This is a genomic window from Candidatus Njordibacter sp. Uisw_058 (assembly GCF_047730065.1).
Classification (GTDB): domain Bacteria; phylum Pseudomonadota; class Gammaproteobacteria; order Pseudomonadales; family Balneatricaceae; genus Njordibacter.
The window spans coordinates 2,481,067-2,497,982 of record NZ_CP159829.1; the positions used below are offsets into that span (position 1 = coordinate 2,481,067).

The window sequence follows — 16,916 nt, forward strand, 5'->3', positions numbered from 1 at the left end:
TTATAGTACTTCAGGTGCCAGGGAAATAATTTTCATAAATTTCTCGGTACGCAACTCACGAGTTACTGGGCCGAAGATACGAGTACCAATTGGGGCGTCTGATGCGTTCAATAACACAGCAGAATTGACGTCAAAACGGATGATAGAGCCATCCGGACGACGCACACCTTTACGGGTCCGTACTACTACAGCTTTAAGCACTTGGCCTTTCTTCACCTTACCGCGAGGAATTGCTTCCTTAACAGTAATTTTGATGACATCGCCGATGCCTGCGTAACGACGGTGAGAACCGCCGAGTACCTTAATGCACTGTACTCGCTTGGCGCCGCTATTATCAGCAACGTCTAGCATTGATTCAGTCTGAATCATGATTTACTCCAAACAATTAGGGCCAATTTCACGCCCAACAACTAGAATTTCTTCTAATTTAGGTACCTGAAATTGGAGTTCCCTAGAAGCGAGGCGGGTATTCTACACCTTTGCGACGCTTTCTTCAATTTTTACCAGAGACCAAGACTTAGTCTTTGAAATCGGACGTGTTTCACCAATAGTGACTAAATCACCAGTGTTACACTCATTATTCTCATCATGTGCATGAAGCTTAGAAGAACGCTTCACATACTTGTGATAAATCGGGTGCTTAACACGACGCTCAATCAGTACCGTGATGGATTTCTCCATCTTGTCACTGATAACCCGGCCAGTGGCCAGACGAGATTGTTCAGTTGCCGTCATATTAATTACCTGCCTTTTCGTTAAGAATAGTCTTTACGCGGGCGATATCGCGACGCGCCTGTCCCAATAAATGAGACTGACCTAACTGACCTGATGACTTTTGCATGCGCAAGTTAAACTGTTCCTTTAATAGGTCCAGTAAAGACACTTGCAATTCATCAACAGATTTTTCACGCATTTCAACAGCATTCATTACATCACCGTCCGTTTAACAAAAGTGGTGGCGAGTGGCAACTTAGCAGCAGCAAGCGTAAACGCTTCATTGGCTAGTTGCTCTGAAACACCTTCCATTTCAAACAAGACTTTACCAGGCTGAATTTGGGCAACCCAATATTCAACGTTACCCTTACCTTTACCTTGACGAACTTCAAGGGGCTTTTGAGTAATTGGCTTGTCTGGGAAAACCCGGATCCAAATTTTACCACCACGCTTGATATGACGCGTCATAGTACGACGAGCCGCCTCAATTTGACGGGCAGTAATACGGCCACGGCCAGTAGCCTTAAGACCAAATTCACCAAAGCTTACTTTACTTCCGCGAAGTGCAAGACCACGGTTACGGCCTTTATGCATTTTGCGGAATTTTGTGCGTTTAGGTTGCAACATTACAGTATCCCCTATTTAGCTTTTTTCTGAGCGTTGCTCTTAGCAGCACGGACTTCGTCCAAACCACCCAGAATTTCGCCTTTAAAAATCCACACTTTAACGCCGATGATGCCATACGTAGTATTGGCTTCATAGGGAGCGTAGTCGATGTCTGCACGGAATGTGTGCAATGGAACGCGACCTTCACGATACCACTCAGAACGTGCAATTTCTGCACCACCGAGACGACCACCTAGTTGAATCTTGATGCCTTCAGCACCTAGACGCATGGCGTTTTGCACAGCCCGCTTCATGGCGCGACGGAACATAACCCGACGCTCCAATTGACCAGCTACACTTTGTGCAACGAGTTTCGCATCCAATTCTGGCTTCCGAATTTCTTCAATGTTGATGTGCACAGGCACGCCCATCATTTTAGAACATTCATTACGTAGCTTTTCTACGTCTTCGCCTTTCTTACCGATAACGATACCAGGGCGAGCCGTGTGAATTGTAATACGTGCATTTTTAGCAGGACGCTCAATTTCGATGCGACTCACTGAAGCACGTTCAAGACGCTGCTCCAAAAAGGCACGAACTTTTAAGTCCTGCAACAGGTTAGTCGCGTAAGCAGAGCGGTTCGCATACCAAGTTGAGGTATGGTCCTTCACAATACCAAGACGAATACCCGTAGGATGAATTTTCTGTCCCATGGTAGCTCCTATTTCTCAGCGACTTTTAAAGTGATATGGCATGAACGCTTCAAGATTCGGTCGGCACGGCCTTTGGCACGTGGACTGATGCGTTTCATAGTCATACCTTCGTCAACGAACGCGGTAGATACCGTTAATTCGTCAACGTCTAGACCGTTGTTATGTTCTGCATTAGCAATCGCTGAATCTAACACTTTCTTGACTAACTCAGCAGCTTTTTTAGGACTGTAAGCTAGAATAGTAAGTGCTTCATCAACGCGCTTTCCGCGAATTTGATCGACAACCAAACGCGCTTTTTGAGCAGATATTCTGGCACCCATATGTTTTGCGGTGACTTCCATCATATTCTCCATTAACGCTTGGCTTTCTTGTCTGCTGCATGGCCCTTATAGGTCCTTGTCGCAGAAAATTCGCCGAGTTTATGCCCTACCATGTCTTCAGTTACGAAAACAGGTACGTGTTGGCGTCCGTTATGGACTGCAATCGTCAACCCTACAAAGTTAGGGAAGATCGTCGAGCGACGCGACCAAGTTTTAATTGGTCGACGTTCATTCGCTTCAACTGCAGTCTCAACCTTTTTCAACAAATGAAGGTCGATGAAGGGACCTTTCTTAAGTGAACGTGGCACAGCCGTATCCTCTATTTAAGTTATTTAGCGTTTCGACGACGAACAATAAGTTTGTCAGTGCGCTTGTTGCTACGAGTTTTGTAACCCTTAGTTGGAGTACCCCATGGTGACACGGGATGACGACCACCAGAAGTACGACCTTCACCACCACCATGTGGGTGATCAACTGGGTTCATTGCCACACCGCGAACGGTAGGACGAACACCACGCCAGCGGGAGGCGCCAGCCTTACCCAATGACCGAAGGCTATGCTCGGAGTTGCTTACTTCGCCTAGAGTGGCTTTACACTCAATACGAATTTTACGCATTTCGCCGGAACGTAGACGTAATGTGGCGTAATCACCGTCACGCGCTACCAGTTGCACAGAGGCACCAGCAGAACGAGCAATTTGCGCACCCTTACCTACTTTCATTTCAACGCAGTGCACTACGCTACCCATAGGGATATTGCGTAGAGGCATGGTGTTACCACTCTTAATTGGCGCATCAGCACCAGAGATGATTTGATCACCAGCCTTCATGCCTTTTGAGGCAATGATGTAACGACGTTCGCCGTCTGCATAAAGCACAAGTGCAATATTAGCAGTGCGGTTTGGATCGTATTCAATACGCTCTACAGTGGCTGGAATGCCATCTTTATTGCGCTTGAAGTCGACCATACGATAATGCTGCTTATGACCACCACCAATATGACGGGTAGTGATACGGCCGTTATTATTACGACCGCCAGACTTTGACTTCTTCTCTAACAAAGGAGCGTATGGCTTACCTTTGTGTAGATCAACGTGTACGACTTTAATGACGTGACGACGACCCGGAGAAGTAGGTTTACACTTAACTACAGACATGTGCTTCTCCTTACGCCTCAGCGATGAAATCGATGTCATGGCCTTCCGCTAAGCGTACATACGCCTTACGGATGTTGTCCTTGTGACCAATGCCATAACGGGTGCGTTTAGCTTTACCCTTAGCATTAAGCACGCGCACAGACGCCACCTTAACTTCGAACAACTGCTCAACAGCCTTTTTAATCTCTGGCTTAGTCGCATCCGCGGCAACGCGGAAAACAACCTGACCACCGTCGTCAGCGACGATTGTGGCTTTCTCAGAAATATGTGGGCCTAGCAGCACTTGATAAATACGCTCTTGGTTCATCCTAGCAACTCCTCGATCTTCTTCAGAGCAGCAACGGTCACAATAACCTTCTCGCTTCCTACCAAGCTAACAGGGTTAATGCCATCGGCATCAACAACGTCGATCTTAGGAATGTTACGAGCGGCCAAGTAGAGGCCCGTTTCTACGACTTCAGTCACAATTAATGCGTCGGTAGCACCAAACTCAGCAAGCTTAACAAGCATTGCCTTGGTTTTAGCTTCAGCCAGCTCAAAGGTCTCAACTACGATCAAGCGCTCTTGACGCACCAGTTCGGCTAAGATGCACTGCATCGCCGCACGGTACATCTTACGATTAACCTTTTGTGAGTGATCTTGAGGACGAGCTGCAAATGTACGACCACCGCCAACCCAAATTGGGCTACGAATAGTACCAGCACGTGCACGACCTGTGCCCTTCTGATTCCAGGGCTTACGACCGCCACCGCTCACTTCTGAACGGGTCTTTTGCTTGCGAGTGCCTTGACGGCCGCCAGCTAGATATGCGGTAACTACTTGATGAACAAGCGCTTCATTGAAGTCACGACCAAAGGCTACTTCGGACACTTCAACTGAACCACCTGCGACAAGATTTAAATTCATGATATTCTCCTAAGCCTTACCGACGGATTTTGACGGTAGGTCTAACGATCACATCACCACCGGGTGCACCAGGAACAGCGCCTTTGATTAACAACAGATTGTTTTCTGTGTCAACGCGAACGACTTCTAGTGATTGGGTAGTAACTTGTTCAGAGCCCATATGACCCGCCATTTTCTTGCCTTTCCAGACTCGACCGGGGGTTTGACACTGTCCAATAGAACCGATAGAACGGTGGGAGAGAGAGTTGCCGTGAGTTGCATCTTGCATGGTAAAATTCCACCGCTTGATACCACCCTGAAAGCCCTTACCTTTTGATTGGCCTGTAACGTCTACTTTCTGACCAACTTCAAAACGTTCGACAGATAGCTTATCGCCAACAGAGACTTCTTCGCCATCAACATTGCGCATTTCCCATAAACCACGACCAGCAGCAGAATTTGCCTTAGCAAAATGGCCTGCAGCAGCCTTAGTAACGCGTGAAGCGCGACGTTCGCCAACAGTAATCTGAATGGCTGCATAGCCGTCAGTATCTGCTGTCTTCACTTGCGTTACGCGGTTGGGATCAACCTCGATAACGGTGACTGGCACGGAATCACCTGCTTCGGTGAATACACGGGTCATGCCCGCCTTCCGTCCGACTAATCCAATAGTCATTGTATTACCTCAAATTGCCAGTTGTGCACGGGGCTGCTTACCCACTACGGCTGACGATACACGTCAATTGCACGAAAAATAAAAATAAATACATGTTTTAAGCGCTGTCGCACTGCCTTTCGGCACTAAAATTCGATTAGCTCAAGCTGATCTGAACATCTACGCCCGCAGCAAGGTCTAGCTTCATCAATGCGTCTACAGTTTTTTCTGTAGGGTCAACGATGTCTAGCACACGCTTGTGGGTGCGGATTTCGTACTGATCACGCGCGTCTTTGTTGACGTGCGGTGAAGTCAGAACTGTAAAACGTTCCTTGCGAGTAGGCAGTGGAATTGGACCACGAACCTGAGCGCCAGTACGCTTAGCAGTATCTACGATTTCCAACGTAGAAGAATCAATCAGACGATGATCAAAAGCCTTCAACCGAATACGGATTTTTTGGTTTTGCATTATCGACTACAACCTTCTTTAAACGGGTTTAAATCTAGCCCATTTTCGCACCAAAAAGCATAAAGCCTTGTGGCCCAAATAAAATGGGTACGGGATTGTACGGGATTAGCCAAACGATTGCAACGAAACATAACGCAAAAATACACTGCACAACGAACCGTCCCCAATGGGATTAGCCTAGTGGAAAAGCGCCAGAGTCAACACAGATGTGAAATTAAACAGCGCTTAATTCCATGTAAGCACCACCTTGCCACTGGTGCCCGCCGCCATGGCCGCAAAGCCCTGCTCAAAGTCTTGCATGTTAAACCGGTGGGTGAGGATAGGTTCTATATTAAGGCCCGATTGCAACATAGCTGCGGCCTTGTACCAGGTCTCGTACATTTCGCGACCATAAATGCCTTTAATGGTAAGGCCTTTGAAGATCACCTGCCCCCAGTCAATGGCCACTTTGCCGCTTAAAATGCCCAGCATGGCGATTTTACCGCCATGGTTCATGTGCTTAAGCATCTGCTCAAACGCCGATTCTACACCCGACATTTCTAAGCCCACGTCAAAGCCTTCTTGTATGTTGAGCTCGGCCATGACCTCAGCCATGTCTTCATGGGCCACATTAACGCTGCGGGTGGCGCCCATGGCCTCAGCCAACCGCAAGCGGTGAGGATTAATATCAGTCACCACCACTTGGCGGGCGCCCACATGACGAGCAATAGCTGCCGCCATTAAGCCAATGGGGCCTGCACCGGTAATAAGCACATCTTCACCCACTAGATCAAAGCTAAGGGCCGTATGCACGGCATTGCCTAAGGGATCGAAGATGGCTGCATGCTGGTCATCAATGTTATCAGGCACTACAAACACATTATCAACTGGCAAGCTGAGGTACTGAGCAAAGGCTCCGGCTCGGTTAACCCCAACGCCCACCGTGTGAATGCACAGGTGGCGCCTGCCCGCCCTGCAGTTGCGACAATGACCACAGGTAATGTGGCCTTCGCCTGATACGCGTTGGCCAATATGGTAGGCCTTAACTTGACTACCCATGGCCACAATATGGCCCACAAACTCATGACCCACGGCCATGCCCACTGGAATGGTTGACTGCGCCCACTCATCCCAATTATAAATATGCATGTCGGTGCCACAAATGGCAGTGTGGCTTATTTTGACCATCACATCATGATCACCCATGGTAGGTAAAGCGATGTCCATGAGCCATAAACCAGGGCGAGCGTGTTGCTTTACCAAGGCGGGCATCGTCTCAGTGTCGGTGCCTGTAAGTGTGTTGGTGCCTGTAAGTGTGTTGGTGCCTGTAAGTGTGTTGGTGCCTGTAAGTGTGTTGGTGTCTGCAGGTGTGTGAGTTTTCATTGGATCACCTCTAGTTCACGGCCCACTTGGGTAAATGCTTGAATAGCTTCATCAATTTGCTCAAGGCTTAAAGCCGCCGACATTTGAACACGAATGCGCGCCTGATCTTGGGGTACCACAGGAAAACAGAAACTCACCACATAAATACCCAAGGCTTGCATACGCTTGGCGAATTCAGCAGCCAGCACTGCGTCACCCAAAAGCACGGGAATAATGGCATGATCGGCCCCCAATAGCTGGAACCCTAAGTCTTGCATACGCTCACGAAAGTGGCTGGCATTGAGCCATAATTGTTGGCGTAGTTGAGGCTGCTGAAGCACTAAATCCAGAGCCTTTAGGGTGGCTGCACAAATGGCCGGAGCCAAGGCATTCGAAAAGAGATAGGGCCGTGAACGCTGCCTGAGCCAAGCAATAACCGCTTTGCTAGCCACCACATAACCCCCTGAAGCCCCACCCAAAGCTTTACCAAAAGTACCAGTCATCATATCCACACGGCCCATCACATTGCATTGTTCATGGCTGCCTCGCCCTTGTTCGCCAACAAAGCCCACAGCATGGGAATCGTCCACCATAACCATGGCATCATATTGCTCAGCGAGGTCACACACAGCAGACAAGTTGGCGAGACTGCCGTCCATGGAGAATACCCCGTCGGTGACCACCAAACGGGTGCGTGCGTCTTTGGCTGCCTGTAATTGCTGCTCTAAGGCCTGCAGGTCATTATTGGCATAGCGCAAGCGTTGCGCCTTACATAACCGCACGCCATCGATAATGCTGGCATGATTAAGGCTGTCACTAATAATGGCATCTTGAGCATCCAAAAGGGTTTCAAACAAACCCGTGTTGGCATCAAAGCAAGAGGAGTAAAGAATAGCATCTTGAAAACCCAAAAATTCAGCAAGGCGTTGCTCCAAATGTTGGTGCAGGGTTTGCGTACCGCAGATAAAACGCACCGAAGCCATGCCAAAGCCATGACTATCTAAAGCCTGTTTGGCCGCCTCAATTAAACTTGGGTGGTTGGCCAACCCCAAGTAATTATTGGCACACAAATTAATGGCGCTCTCACCCTGAGCGTCAGTAATATTTGCGTCTTGTGGCGACGTAAGAGCTCGCTCATGCTTAAACAAACCTTGTTCATGGAGGCTATCTAGCTGTTGCTGCAAACGAGTATTTAAGTTTAATGGATGGCTGGTCATAAAGCGCTCCTTGGTGATGGTGTTTTTGGCTTGGCTATATGGGCATTAATAACCTTTGGCGCTAGTAACTGTGGGCCTTGTCGCTGCTCAACTGTCGATAGGCAATAATGCAATGGAACACTGCTTCGGTTTGGCCTGGATTAAAATAACTGTGCGCTTGATCAGCACAAAAACGCAGGCAGTCTAGCGGTTCAAGGGTATAACGGTCACCGTCAACTTCGACAACTATTTGCCCCTCAATGAGGCATACTAGCTCTACTACTCCCTCCGCATGGGGCTCAGATTGATAGTGATTACCCGCTTCTATGCGGGCTATCTGCACATCAAAGGTGCACTGTTCTTGCATGTTAGTCATGGCATGAGCTAAAAACTGGCCATCGGGACTACTCATATCGGCCTGTTGCGTGAAACGGCTCACCTGAGGCGGCATGTCTTGACCCAGCAAACTAGAAAAAGGCACACCCAAACCATTGGCAATTTTCCAAATCACCGACAAGGTGGGGTTACCTTCACCGCGCTCAATCTTGCCTAGTGTGAGTTTATTTACACCCACCTTCACTGCCAAGGCATCAAGGGATTGACCCTGCTGCTGGCGCACCTTACGCAAACGCAAACCCATGCGCTGGCCGGCTAACTTGAAGCCTACCTCTGGATTAGTTTTTAACACATGAGTCACCTTCTAGATCATTAACAGTAGGCAGTGATAGTAAATTATAACTATTTAAATGTATATTAAAATAATAAATTACATCGATTTAAGTCAAGGTAACAGTTTTAAGCTGTAAAACTCATGTGCAAAATTTTAAAGAGTGAGGCACTAGCAAAACATTAATAGGCGGGTTAGAGGCTATTTAACAACAATAGACGGGTAGAAGACGTGCAGCGGAATAGACCATCTTAAGACGACCCCAATGCACAAAGTTGATGAGCTGATAATGAAGCACGGGGGTTAGTCAGCAGTCCAACCACCATCGACTAAATGCCCAATGCCCGTGACCATGGCTGAGGCTTCACTGGCTAGATAAACCACAGCTCCCATGAGGTCTTCCACCTCCCCCACCCGGCCTAGTTTAATTTTATCTTCGATCCAAGCCAGCTTTTCTGGGTTGGCAAAGGTGGGTGCAGTGAGCGCGGTGCGAACAAAAGTGGGACATAGGGTATTTACTCGAATACCATGGGGGCCAAATTCAATGGCCATGGCCTTAGTGAAGCCTTCAACCGCATGTTTGGTAGCACAATAAACGGCCCGCTCTATGCCACCTACTACCGCCATTTGAGAGGACACATTAATTAACGAACCCGGCTTTCCAGCGGCAATAAGCCCTTTTGCTACGGCTTGAGTCAGAAAATAAGCCCCTTTTAGATTGAGGTTCATGACCGCGTCAAAATCGGCTGGCTGCGTGTCTACTGCAGGACCATGAATGGCAAGCCCAGCACTATTAACTAACACATCGAAAGGCCCATGCCGCTCCACTTGACTGGTGGTTTGCTCCACATTGGCAATATCCATGATCAAGTAGTCTGCTGCATGACCCTCTGCTACAAGCGCAGCCACCAAAGCTTTTAATTGATCTTCACGCCGTGCCGCCACTGTTACCTTAGCTCCAGCCTGCGCAATTGCCGCAGCTAAGGCCAAGCCGATACCAGATGAGGCCCCAGTAATGAGGGCATGCTTGCCCTTTAGTTCAAAGGAAGGAGTGTGGGGAAGCTGAATCATATTGAGTAACCAAAGAGTGAAAAATAAGCCGAACATTTTAACACGGCTAATGTGGGTATCCTAACCAAATTCAAATGCCTCTCCAATTCAATGGTGACGCCTACTCACTGCCTGACCCTGCTGAACCGCGCTTAACTGTGCTTAACCTTGCTTAACCTTGCATAGACTTGTTCAACAGGCACAAAAAAAGGCTTCCTAAGCCGAAGCTTGGGAAGCCTTTTTTAACTATTTAATGACTCATGATTAAGCTAGGATTTTAGCCACAACACCTGCACCAACGGTACGGCCACCTTCACGAATAGCGAAGCGTAAACCTTCATCCATCGCAATAGGGTTGATTAACTCAACCACCATTTGGATGTTATCACCAGGCATTACCATTTCTACGCCTGCTGGCAACTCACAAGCACCCGTGATGTCAGTCGTACGGAAGTAAAACTGTGGACGGTAGCCCTTAAAGAAAGGAGTATGGCGTCCGCCTTCGTCTTTACCTAGTACGTATACTTCAGCTTCAAACGTGGTGTGTGGAGTGATTGAACCAGGCTTAGCAAGAACTTGACCACGTTCCACGTCTTCGCGCTTAGTACCACGTAGTAGTACACCCACGTTCTCACCTGCACGACCTTCGTCAAGCAACTTACGGAACATCTCAACACCCGTACAAGTCGACTTAGTCGTGTCCTTGATACCGATCATTTCTACGTCGTCACCAACGTTAACGATGCCACGCTCAATACGACCGGTCACTACAGTGCCACGGCCTTGGATTGAGAATACATCTTCAATAGGCATCAAGAAGTTGCCATCAATGGCACGCTCTGGTTGCGGGATGTAGCTATCTAGTGCATCAACTAACTTACGCACTGCAGTAGTACCCATTTCGTTTGCGTCTTCGCCGTTCAATGCCATTAAGGCAGATCCTGGGATGATGGGCGTGTCGTCACCTGGGAATTCGTACTCGTCTAACAACTCACGAAGTTCCATTTCAACAAGCTCTAGCATCTCTGCGTATTCTTCTGAGTCTGCACCGCCACAATCTTCAGCTAACAAGTCAGCTTTGTTTAAGAACACAACGATGAAAGGTACACCTACTTGACGTGACAAAAGGATGTGCTCACGAGTCTGAGGCATAGGGCCGTCAGTCGCACCACATACTAGAATAGCACCGTCCATCTGCGCCGCACCAGTGATCATGTTCTTCACATAGTCAGCGTGTCCAGGACAGTCAACGTGGGCGTAATGACGCTGCTCAGAATCATACTCAACGTGTGAAGTAGCGATGGTGATACCACGCTCACGCTCTTCAGGTGCGTTGTCGATTTGAGAGAAGTCTTTTAGTTCTCCACCAAAAGCTTCTGCACAAACACGAGTCAATGCAGCGGTTAATGTAGTTTTACCGTGGTCAACGTGACCAATGGTGCCGACGTTTACGTGCGGCTTATTTCTTTCAAACTTTTCCTTAGCCATGCGTAGATTCCTCTAAAAATTAGGCTTGATTAGTAATCGCGTCAGCAATATTCTGAGGCGCTTCTGAATAGCATTCAAATTCCATAGAGTAGCTGGCTCTACCCTGAGTTGCAGAACGCAAATCAGTAGCATAACCAAACATTTCTCCTAATGGCACTTGTGCATTGATGATTTTACCAGCAGAGCTGTCATCCATACCCTGGACTAGACCACGACGACGATTCAGGTCTCCCATTACGTCTCCCATGTTCTCTTCTGGGGTTACCACTTCAACCTTCATCATCGGCTCTAACAAACACGGGTCTGCCAATTGAGCAAACTTCTTCAAACATTGAGAAGCTGCGATTTTAAAGGCCATTTCATTGGAGTCAACGTCGTGGAAGGAACCGTCATACAAACGGGCTTTAAGACCCAACAGAGGATAGCCGGCGATAACGCCGTTTTTCATCTGTTCTTCAATTCCTTTATGTATGGCTGGGATATATTCACGAGGAATAGCTCCACCCACGATGTCATTAACAAATTCTAGACCTTCCTCATCAGAAGGGCTAAATTCAATTACAACGTGGCCATACTGACCGCGACCACCAGACTGACGCACAAACTTATGGTTGGCATCAACGGTAGCACGAATCTTTTCACGGTAAGCCACACGTGGCTTACCTATATTGGCTTCAACACTAAATTCTCGGCGCATCCGATCAACGATGATATCAAGGTGTAACTCACCCATACCAGCGATAATAGTTTGGCCTGTTTCTTGGTCAGTTCTGACTCTAAAAGATGGATCTTCTTGAGCAAGCTTACCCAAGGCAACACCCATTTTCTCTTGATCCGCTACAGAGCGTGGCTCTACAGCCACAGAGATAACCGGTTCAGGGAATTCCATACGTTCAAGCACAATTTTATTGTCTACTGAACACAGGGTATCGCCTGTTGTTACATCTTTAAGACCAATGGCAGCTGCAATGTCACCCGCACGCACTTCTTTAATCTCTTCACGATCGTTAGCATGCATTTGCACCATCCGACCGACACGTTCACGCTTCTCTTTAACTGAGTTAAACACGTGATCGCCTGAGTTTAATACGCCCGAGTAGACTCGCATAAAGGTTAAGGTACCCACAAAGGGGTCCGTAGCAATTTTAAATGCCAAAGCAGCAAAAGGTGCTTTATCACTAGCTTCACGTACGGCCAACGTACCCTTACCATCGTCTAGAGTACCCTCGATCGCTTTGACTTCAATCGGCGAAGGCATAAACTCAATCACTGAATCCAGCACCGCTTGCACACCTTTATTTTTAAAGGCGGAACCTGCATGCACTAACACAATTTCATTGGCTAACGTACGCTTGCGCAATCCCACTTTAATGTCATCAATAGAAAGGGCGCCTTCTTCCAGGTACCTTTCCATGAGTTCATCATCCGCTTCGGCTGCGGCTTCAACAAGCTGTTCATGAAAATCATCGGCCTGAGCCTGCATATCAGCAGGAATATCTTCCAACTCATAGGTCATGCCTTGGTCTTCTTCATTCCACATGATGCTCTTCATCAGTACAAGGTCGATGACGCCCCTGAACTCATCTTCAGCACCAATGGCCAAGTGAATGGGCACAGCATTGGCTCCAAGACGTTCCTTCAGTTGCTCAACTACCATAAGGAAGTCGGCCCCTGCTCGGTCCATTTTGTTGACAAATACCATGCGGGGTACACGGTATTTATTGGCTTGACGCCATACGGTTTCGGTCTGCGGCTGGACGCCGGAGGTACCACACAATACCACCACCGCACCATCTAATACCCGCAAAGAACGCTCTACTTCAATGGTGAAGTCTACGTGTCCCGGGGTATCAATAATGTTAATGCGGTGGTCTTCGAACTGCTGGCTCATGCCTTTCCAAAAACAGGTAGTCGCCGCCGAGGTGATGGTGATACCGCGTTCTTGTTCCTGCTCCATCCAATCCATGGTGGCTGCACCATCGTGCACCTCACCAATCTTATGGGAGCGGCCTGTGTAAAACAAAACCCGCTCTGTAGTTGTAGTTTTACCTGCATCTACATGAGCCACGATACCGATGTTACGGTAACGATCAATTGGTGTTTTACGAGCCATGACAGTTCTCTCTATACTCTCGGGTCTGCTTAGAAGCGGAAGTGAGAGAAGGCTTTGTTGGCTTCAGCCATGCGGTGAACGTCTTCACGTTTTTTAACCGCAGCGCCTTTGCCTTCCGCAGCGTCTAAAATCTCACCAGCAAGACGCAAAGCCATAGACTTTTCGCCGCGCTTGCGAGAGTAGTCTACTAACCAGCGCATAGCTAGAGCAGAACGACGTGCAGGACGGACTTCAACTGGTACTTGGTAAGTCGCTCCACCCACACGGCGAGATTTAACTTCGACCATAGGTTGGATAGCTTCTAACGCCGCTTCAAATACTTCTAGTGGATCACCGCCTTTACGCTCGACGATCTTTTCTAGAGCACCGTAAACGATACGCTCTGCGACTGACTTCTTGCCAGAGATCATGACATGGTTCATGAACTTGGCTAGGGTGACGTTGCCAAACTTAGGATCTGGCAGGATGTCACGTTTGGCGACAACTCTTCTTCTTGGCATGATGGGCCTCAAATATACTTCAGGTTATGTTCAGGAATTAACACTCATAATTAAGTGCTTACCTGACCTTACTCTTATCGGTTCTCGATAAGTCTCATGGCCAGCTGCTAAAAAGCAATCTGGCTAACAATCACGACTTACGTGTTACATGTGCATAACACATCCATAGCAACTGCCCGTCCTAGCTGGTTACGAGTAACCCACTAAGGAAAGTTTCATTAAGACTTAGGACGCTTAGTTCCGTACTTAGAACGACTCTGTTTACGATCGCTCACGCCGGATGTATCCAAAGAACCACGTACTGTATGGTAACGAACACCTGGCAAGTCTTTTACACGACCGCCACGGATCAATACAACACTGTGCTCTTGTAGGTTATGACCTTCACCACCAATATAGGAGGTAACTTCAAAACCGTTCGTCAAACGCACACGACATACTTTACGTAGAGCAGAGTTAGGCTTCTTAGGTGTAGTTGTATAAACCCTAGTGCAAACGCCACGACGCTGAGGACAGGCCTGCAATGCAGGTACATCACTCTTTACGACTTTACGCTTACGAGGCTTACGAACCAACTGGTTAACTGTTGCCATTATGCAAACTCCACATGCTTCATCGGCACAACACTAACAACCTATTTGCTAGTACCGCCGACATACCCAAAAATACACAGGACTATATTTGCCTGCCAATTTCGGGCGATGAATTATATTCGCTTTGGTAGATGAGCGTCAAGCTATATAAGGCGTATTTTTAGCCAGCCTGAGCAAATAAACACCCCATTTTAGTGGATTTGACCAGATCAATAGCGACAAACAGGAGAAAAAACATAAATCATGGTTAATTAACCCAACATAGTCACCCTTTTTGCCTTTTTTGATTCGATATAAGCCCACGAATCCTGTACAATACCGCGACTTTTTAAGACTGTAACTAACTGGAGCCCTCATGGCTGACTTAAACTTATACCGTAATATCGGTATTTTTGCTCACGTAGATGCGGGCAAAACAACTACCACAGAACGTATTCTTAAGCTTACGGGTAAAATCCATAAGACAGGTGAAGTTCATGATGGCGAATCCACTACAGACTTCATGACCCAAGAAGCTGAGCGCGGTATAACTATCCAGTCAGCAGCCACAACCTGCTTCTGGAAAGACCATCGCATGAATATCATCGATACTCCAGGACACGTAGACTTTACTGTAGAAGTGTATCGTTCTCTTAAAGTACTCGACGGCGGTGTCGGTGTATTCTGTGGTTCTGGCGGTGTAGAACCTCAGTCAGAGACCAACTGGCGTTACGCTAACGAATCAGAAGTTGCACGTATCATTTTAGTTAATAAGATGGACCGCATGGGTGCAGACTTTCTGCGCGTCGTTGATCAAGTAGAAAGCGTGCTTGCCGCTAACCCATTGGTCATGACATTACCAATTGGCGTCGAAGAAAACTTCGTGGGCGTAGTTGACGTTTTATCTAAGCAAGCGTTCGTATGGGACGACACTGGCTTACCAGAAAATTATGAAATTCAGCCAGTTCCAGAAGATATGGTTGAGTTAGTTGACGAATACTATGAAAAGTTAGTTGAAACCGCACTCGAGCAAGATGACGACCTCATGGAAGCTTATTTAGAAGGCACTATGCCTTCAATGGCAGACATTAAGCGTTGTATCCGCAAGGGTACTATCGCCCTAGACTTCTTCCCCACTTACTGCGGTTCTGCCTTTAAGAACAAAGGCGTACAGTTGATTCTTGATGCAGTCATCGATTACCTACCAAGCCCCACAGAAGTTAAGCCACAGCCTTTAACAGATAAAGAAACCGGTGAAGCTAACGGTGAATTTGCTCTGGTTGCTATCGAACAGCCATTGCGCGCCCTAGCCTTTAAGATTATGGATGACCGTTACGGCGCCTTAACCTTTGTACGTCTTTACTCTGGTACCCTAAAGAAGGGTGACACCATCCTTAACTCCTACACCGGCAAGAGCGAACGTGTGGGCCGCATGGTAGAAATGCACGCTGATGAGCGTACTGAATTAAGTTCAGCTCAAGCGGGTGATATCATTGCGATTGTAGGTATGAAAAACGTACAGACAGGTCACACGCTTTGCGATCCTAAGCACGAATGTACACTTGAGCCAATGATCTTCCCAGAACCTGTGATCTCCATCTCAGTGACACCGAAAGATAAAGCGTCTACTGAAAAAATGGGTATTGCCATTGGTAAGATGGTTGCAGAAGATCCTTCATTTATTGTTGAAACAGACGAAGACTCAGGTGAAACCATTCTAAAGGGCATGGGTGAGCTGCATTTAGATATTAAAGTAGACATCCTCAACCGTACTTATGGCGTAGATCTTATTGTCGGTGAACCACAAGTGGCCTACCGTGAAACGATTACCACTAAGCTAGAAGACAGCTATACCCACAAGAAGCAATCGGGTGGTTCTGGTCAATATGGCAAGATCGACTATATTGTAACTCCAGGTGAAACTGGATCTGGCTTCCTTTTCAAATCGTCTGTTGTGGGTGGTAACGTACCGAAGGAATACTTCCCAGCGATTGAAAAAGGTTTTCGCACCATGATGGTCGAAGGCCCATTGGCAGGTTTCCCACTTTTAGACGTTGAAATTGAATTGGTTGATGGTGGCTTCCATGCGGTTGACTCCTCTGCCATCGCCTTTGAAATTGCGGCTAAAGGCGCTTATCGTCAATCAATGCCTAAGGCCGGTCCTCAGTTACTAGAGCCGATCATGAAGGTTGACGTATTTACTCCAGATGATCACGTGGGCGATGTTATTGGTGATTTAAACCGTCGTCGCGGCATGATCAATGACCAAGAAGCGGGGGTTACTGGCGTACGCATTAAAGCCAACGTACCTCTTTCAGAGATGTTTGGTTACATTGGCCACTTGCGCACCATGACTTCTGGCCGTGGTCAGTTCTCTATGGAATTTGCACATTACATGCACTGCCCCAACAGCGTTTCTGAAAAGGTAATCGCTGAAGAAAAGGAAAGAAAAGCCGCTAAGTAAGCTGGCT

Annotated in this window: 21 protein-coding genes; 1 reads left to right on the plus strand and 20 read right to left on the minus strand. The window is 47.6% G+C overall.

Annotated features, from left to right (window positions below):
• From rplN to rpsL, 20 genes are all read right to left on the minus strand, one after another.
• A complete protein-coding gene (gene rplN, locus ABXT59_RS11610; protein ID WP_443627987.1) occupies positions 1-369 on the minus strand; it encodes a 50S ribosomal protein L14 in 369 nt (122 codons plus the stop codon).
• Between the two features lie 102 nt (positions 370-471).
• Complete coding sequence (gene rpsQ / locus ABXT59_RS11615) at positions 472-735, minus strand: 30S ribosomal protein S17 (RefSeq protein WP_443636274.1); 264 nt, start codon at positions 733-735, stop codon at positions 472-474.
• A gap of 1 nt (position 736) precedes the next feature.
• Positions 737-928 (minus strand): 50S ribosomal protein L29, encoded by a 192-nt coding sequence (rpmC, locus tag ABXT59_RS11620; protein WP_443636275.1) that lies wholly within the window; start codon positions 926-928, stop codon positions 737-739.
• Positions 928-1,341 (minus strand): 50S ribosomal protein L16, encoded by a 414-nt coding sequence (rplP, locus tag ABXT59_RS11625; RefSeq protein ID WP_443636276.1) that lies wholly within the window; start codon positions 1,339-1,341, stop codon positions 928-930. The genes rpmC and rplP overlap by 1 nt, the downstream gene beginning before the upstream one ends.
• A gap of 11 nt (positions 1,342-1,352) precedes the next feature.
• On the minus strand, positions 1,353-2,033 hold the full coding sequence (gene rpsC / locus ABXT59_RS11630; RefSeq protein WP_443636277.1) for a 30S ribosomal protein S3: 681 nt from the start codon (positions 2,031-2,033) through the stop codon (positions 1,353-1,355).
• An 8-nt stretch (positions 2,034-2,041) separates the two neighbouring features.
• The gene (rplV, locus tag ABXT59_RS11635) at positions 2,042-2,374 is read right to left on the minus strand and encodes a 50S ribosomal protein L22 (RefSeq protein WP_046483989.1); all 333 of its coding nucleotides are present in this window, start codon (positions 2,372-2,374) and stop codon (positions 2,042-2,044) included.
• An 11-nt stretch (positions 2,375-2,385) separates the two neighbouring features.
• Complete coding sequence (gene rpsS / locus ABXT59_RS11640; RefSeq protein ID WP_443636278.1) at positions 2,386-2,661, minus strand: 30S ribosomal protein S19; 276 nt, start codon at positions 2,659-2,661, stop codon at positions 2,386-2,388.
• A 20-nt stretch (positions 2,662-2,681) separates the two neighbouring features.
• Positions 2,682-3,509 carry a 50S ribosomal protein L2 gene (gene rplB, locus ABXT59_RS11645; RefSeq protein WP_443636279.1) on the minus strand — a complete coding sequence of 276 codons (828 nt, stop codon included), beginning with the start codon at positions 3,507-3,509 and terminating at the stop codon, positions 2,682-2,684.
• 10 nt (positions 3,510-3,519) lie between these two features.
• Positions 3,520-3,816, minus strand: coding sequence for a 50S ribosomal protein L23 (gene rplW, locus ABXT59_RS11650; protein WP_046483971.1), 297 nt, complete (start codon positions 3,814-3,816; stop codon positions 3,520-3,522).
• Complete coding sequence (rplD, locus tag ABXT59_RS11655) at positions 3,813-4,415, minus strand: 50S ribosomal protein L4 (RefSeq protein WP_443636280.1); 603 nt, start codon at positions 4,413-4,415, stop codon at positions 3,813-3,815. The genes rplW and rplD overlap by 4 nt, the downstream gene beginning before the upstream one ends.
• 16 nt (positions 4,416-4,431) lie before the next feature.
• Entirely contained in the window at positions 4,432-5,070 is a 639-nt protein-coding gene (gene rplC, locus ABXT59_RS11660) for a 50S ribosomal protein L3 (RefSeq protein WP_443636281.1), read from the minus strand.
• A gap of 136 nt (positions 5,071-5,206) precedes the next feature.
• Complete coding sequence (rpsJ, locus tag ABXT59_RS11665) at positions 5,207-5,518, minus strand: 30S ribosomal protein S10 (RefSeq protein WP_046483976.1); 312 nt, start codon at positions 5,516-5,518, stop codon at positions 5,207-5,209.
• A 225-nt stretch (positions 5,519-5,743) separates the two neighbouring features.
• A complete protein-coding gene (tdh, locus tag ABXT59_RS11670; RefSeq protein WP_443638610.1) occupies positions 5,744-6,769 on the minus strand; it encodes an L-threonine 3-dehydrogenase in 1,026 nt (341 codons plus the stop codon).
• Positions 6,770-6,876: 107 nt separating this feature from the next.
• Positions 6,877-8,076 carry a glycine C-acetyltransferase gene (locus ABXT59_RS11675; protein WP_443636282.1) on the minus strand — a complete coding sequence of 400 codons (1,200 nt, stop codon included), beginning with the start codon at positions 8,074-8,076 and terminating at the stop codon, positions 6,877-6,879.
• A 61-nt stretch (positions 8,077-8,137) separates the two neighbouring features.
• A complete protein-coding gene (locus tag ABXT59_RS11680; RefSeq protein ID WP_443636283.1) occupies positions 8,138-8,743 on the minus strand; it encodes a helix-turn-helix domain-containing protein in 606 nt (201 codons plus the stop codon).
• Between the two features lie 282 nt (positions 8,744-9,025).
• Entirely contained in the window at positions 9,026-9,793 is a 768-nt protein-coding gene (locus ABXT59_RS11685) for an SDR family NAD(P)-dependent oxidoreductase (RefSeq protein WP_443636284.1), read from the minus strand.
• A 243-nt stretch (positions 9,794-10,036) separates the two neighbouring features.
• Positions 10,037-11,260 carry an elongation factor Tu gene (gene tuf, locus ABXT59_RS11690; protein ID WP_443636285.1) on the minus strand — a complete coding sequence of 408 codons (1,224 nt, stop codon included), beginning with the start codon at positions 11,258-11,260 and terminating at the stop codon, positions 10,037-10,039.
• A gap of 19 nt (positions 11,261-11,279) precedes the next feature.
• Entirely contained in the window at positions 11,280-13,373 is a 2,094-nt protein-coding gene (fusA, locus tag ABXT59_RS11695) for an elongation factor G (RefSeq protein ID WP_443636286.1), read from the minus strand.
• Positions 13,374-13,402: 29 nt separating this feature from the next.
• Positions 13,403-13,873 (minus strand): 30S ribosomal protein S7, encoded by a 471-nt coding sequence (gene rpsG / locus ABXT59_RS11700; RefSeq protein WP_443628004.1) that lies wholly within the window; start codon positions 13,871-13,873, stop codon positions 13,403-13,405.
• Between the two features lie 218 nt (positions 13,874-14,091).
• Positions 14,092-14,466, minus strand: coding sequence for a 30S ribosomal protein S12 (gene rpsL / locus ABXT59_RS11705; RefSeq protein WP_443636287.1), 375 nt, complete (start codon positions 14,464-14,466; stop codon positions 14,092-14,094).
• Positions 14,467-14,821: 355 nt separating this feature from the next.
• Here rpsL and fusA (ABXT59_RS11710) point away from each other — a divergent pair, with 355 nt between their 5' ends.
• The gene (gene fusA, locus ABXT59_RS11710; protein ID WP_443636288.1) at positions 14,822-16,909 is read left to right on the plus strand and encodes an elongation factor G; all 2,088 of its coding nucleotides are present in this window, start codon (positions 14,822-14,824) and stop codon (positions 16,907-16,909) included.
• Positions 16,910-16,916: the final 7 nt, after the last annotated feature.

What these genes read in the sequence shown, in the direction of transcription:
- rpsC (WP_443636277.1), bottom strand. Translation starts at nt 2,033, where the DNA reads ATGGGACAGAAAATTCATCCTACGGGTATTCGTCTTGGTATTGTGAAG.
- fusA (WP_443636288.1), top strand. Translation starts at nt 14,822, where the DNA reads ATGGCTGACTTAAACTTATACCGTAATATCGGTATTTTTGCTCACGTA.
- rpsQ (WP_443636274.1), bottom strand. Translation starts at nt 735, where the DNA reads ATGACGGCAACTGAACAATCTCGTCTGGCCACTGGCCGGGTTATCAGT.
- rpsG (WP_443628004.1), bottom strand. Translation starts at nt 13,873, where the DNA reads ATGCCAAGAAGAAGAGTTGTCGCCAAACGTGACATCCTGCCAGATCCT.
- rplW (WP_046483971.1), bottom strand. Translation starts at nt 3,816, where the DNA reads ATGAACCAAGAGCGTATTTATCAAGTGCTGCTAGGCCCACATATTTCT.
- tdh (WP_443638610.1), bottom strand. Translation starts at nt 6,769, where the DNA reads ATGCCCGCCTTGGTAAAGCAACACGCTCGCCCTGGTTTATGGCTCATG.
- ABXT59_RS11685 (WP_443636284.1), bottom strand. Translation starts at nt 9,793, where the DNA reads ATGATTCAGCTTCCCCACACTCCTTCCTTTGAACTAAAGGGCAAGCAT.
- fusA (WP_443636286.1), bottom strand. Translation starts at nt 13,373, where the DNA reads ATGGCTCGTAAAACACCAATTGATCGTTACCGTAACATCGGTATCGTG.
- rplP (WP_443636276.1), bottom strand. Translation starts at nt 1,341, where the DNA reads ATGTTGCAACCTAAACGCACAAAATTCCGCAAAATGCATAAAGGCCGT.
- rplB (WP_443636279.1), bottom strand. Translation starts at nt 3,509, where the DNA reads ATGTCTGTAGTTAAGTGTAAACCTACTTCTCCGGGTCGTCGTCACGTC.
- rpsL (WP_443636287.1), bottom strand. Translation starts at nt 14,466, where the DNA reads ATGGCAACAGTTAACCAGTTGGTTCGTAAGCCTCGTAAGCGTAAAGTC.
- rplV (WP_046483989.1), bottom strand. Translation starts at nt 2,374, where the DNA reads ATGGAAGTCACCGCAAAACATATGGGTGCCAGAATATCTGCTCAAAAA.
- rpmC (WP_443636275.1), bottom strand. Translation starts at nt 928, where the DNA reads ATGAATGCTGTTGAAATGCGTGAAAAATCTGTTGATGAATTGCAAGTG.
- rplC (WP_443636281.1), bottom strand. Translation starts at nt 5,070, where the DNA reads ATGACTATTGGATTAGTCGGACGGAAGGCGGGCATGACCCGTGTATTC.
- rplD (WP_443636280.1), bottom strand. Translation starts at nt 4,415, where the DNA reads ATGAATTTAAATCTTGTCGCAGGTGGTTCAGTTGAAGTGTCCGAAGTA.
- rplN (WP_443627987.1), bottom strand. Translation starts at nt 369, where the DNA reads ATGATTCAGACTGAATCAATGCTAGACGTTGCTGATAATAGCGGCGCC.
- ABXT59_RS11675 (WP_443636282.1), bottom strand. Translation starts at nt 8,076, where the DNA reads ATGACCAGCCATCCATTAAACTTAAATACTCGTTTGCAGCAACAGCTA.
- rpsJ (WP_046483976.1), bottom strand. Translation starts at nt 5,518, where the DNA reads ATGCAAAACCAAAAAATCCGTATTCGGTTGAAGGCTTTTGATCATCGT.
- tuf (WP_443636285.1), bottom strand. Translation starts at nt 11,260, where the DNA reads ATGGCTAAGGAAAAGTTTGAAAGAAATAAGCCGCACGTAAACGTCGGC.